The sequence below is a fragment of the Neobacillus sp. BF23-41 genome (genome assembly GCF_041106275.1).
Genome location: NZ_JBGBPR010000085.1, coordinates 1 through 2,195 on the forward strand (window position 1 = coordinate 1; position 2,195 = coordinate 2,195).

The following is a 2,195-nucleotide window of genomic DNA, read 5'->3' on the forward strand; positions in this document are numbered from 1 at the left end:
TTGAACTATCCTGCTCGTTAGTGGAACAAAAAAAAGACCGCCGCAGCGATCTTTCTTGAGCTTTAGCACCCGTTAGCATAACAAGAGTTATATTTTTAAGAACTCGTCTAATCTTTTAATTACATTTTCTAAGGCTGCTATGGAACTTGAAGTATTAAATGGTTCAATATCTAAAGAATGATTAGCATTGGGGACTTTTTCAATTTTTATATATGTTTTATTTTCAATTACTTGGATTTTCCTAGGAATATAATGAGTGTCTTTATCACCTATAACAATAAGGGCTGAATGATTGCTACTCAATAATGCTTCAAAAATCGAATCAAACTTTAATAGTGGTGTAAGCAAAATCATTTTTGAATTCATATACATATCACTTTTCATAAGTCCGTTGATGATAGGAATTGTACCAATTGATTTTCCCAGAAACACAGTTTCTTGATATTGGTGATGTTTAAGCACCTCGTTAATTATGGGATTTACATCATTAACGATAATTTTTGTTATATCTTCTATTGGAAGTTTGAATAGATCCTGACCGTAAGAGTAATTGATATGAACAACATCATACTGATTCTGAAGCATTGTCATTGTCGAATAATAAAATAAAGGCTTCTCATACGTGTAACCCGCCCCAGAAAACATAAAACAAACAACTGGACTTCCGTTTTCAATATGTGTGTATTGAACTTCTTTTTCATTAATAAATGTTGTTCTTTGATTAACCTTCATAATAATTCCCCCCTAACATCCTACATTTATTTTAATCCTCAGTCCTAATAAAGGCGATACAAAATGAAGTTCTTCTTCAAGTAACCTGTATCGTTAGTACAATAAGAATGATGGCAGCTGGTTCTTTAACTCTTTCACCCGATAGTTTAAGTACAATATTTCACAATCTCAATTTCGAATTCAGAAAATGGTTATAAATTTCACTTTTGTTCAACAAGAAGTATCTTCAACCTCACCATACGAAAGAATATTCACTTCAAATCTAATACTTAAGTCAGCTAATGCTTTTAAAATCTTTGGCTGCAAATCAAACCCTAATTGTCCTAAGTTTGAGCGTAAGCTCAAATTTATATAAACATCATAAACATTGGAGATTTCACTAACAAAGGATTTATAAGGATGAAGAGTGTTCAACAACTCGTCTAAAGCTAAATCTAGCTCATTGTAGCCTTCATACTTTATCTGATAACTCCAATAGGAATCCTTCATTTTAATGTCTTTGGCTATTAATTCACCTTTTCTTCTCACCTTTGAAGGTTTAAGGTTTATTTTTTTCGTTATTTCATCAAGGTTTAAATCTTCCCCACGAATAATGAAATTAAATGATCCTGAGACAAAACTCTCTTCCATTTCTATGCACATCCCCAAGAAAACATATTTAAGTATTTTTCTCCTTACGAGTACCAAAATCCTTCTTCAACAAAACTGACCCGTTAGTGGAACAAGAAAAAAGAGCCGCCACCGCAACCCTTTGTTAAACATAAGCACCCTTTAGTTCAAGAAGCCGTTTATTTCTTATGAACCTTAATAAATACAGTTCCAAATAGTGTATCTCCAATATAAGCATCTAACTTCCACATTCCGCTCTTAGGTAGTGACATATTGGATGGCGTGTGTCGGTCTGCTCCATTATTGGGACCACTTAAATCTACACCTTCTAACACAGTTATTTGTTCACTATCATTTTCGTGTGTGGCGACAACTTTTAGTTTTCCTTCAAACTCTTTATCTTCTCCCCAAAAATGCCACATATATTTTTGGGTTTTATTTGGATAAAATCTTAGGACCTCACTATCATCATAAATAAAACCTAAACGTCCTTTTTCACCAATCAAAGTATAATTACCAGCTTTAAATAAAGAACTTTCATTCCAATTTAGTGCTCGATTTCTTTTGTGCTGATTTTTATTTACTGTTTCGTCAATATCATTCGTAACCTTAGTACAGCCAACAGTTGTTAATGGAAAAATTATTAACAAAATAAGAACTAATGTTTTCTTAAACATTTAGGAATCCCCCCTTAAATAATAGACGGTATTAGATGCGTATCGTTTCACAATATTCAAATTTATTAAAAAATAATGTATTGATCCCTTAATTTCCTTCTTCAACTCCCTCAGTTTGATACGAATATCTCTCGAATGCTCACTTATTCGCAGGATTTCATAACCCTTGCAATTGGA

3 protein-coding genes are annotated in these 2,195 nt (G+C 32.5%); all 3 read right to left on the reverse strand.

The window, feature by feature from the left end; genetic code table 11:
• Positions 1-87: 87 nt before the first annotated feature.
• Positions 88-732, reverse strand: coding sequence for an alpha/beta hydrolase (locus AB7942_RS30435; protein ID WP_369449781.1), 645 nt, complete (start codon positions 730-732; stop codon positions 88-90).
• A gap of 210 nt (positions 733-942) precedes the next feature.
• Positions 943-1,362, reverse strand: a complete 420-nt coding sequence (locus AB7942_RS30440; RefSeq protein ID WP_369449782.1) for a DUF4279 domain-containing protein — start codon at positions 1,360-1,362, stop codon at positions 943-945.
• Between the two features lie 158 nt (positions 1,363-1,520).
• Positions 1,521-2,018: a hypothetical protein gene (locus tag AB7942_RS30445; protein ID WP_369449783.1), complete on the reverse strand. Its 498-nt coding sequence runs from the start codon at positions 2,016-2,018 to the stop codon at positions 1,521-1,523.
• Positions 2,019-2,195 lie beyond the last annotated feature (177 nt).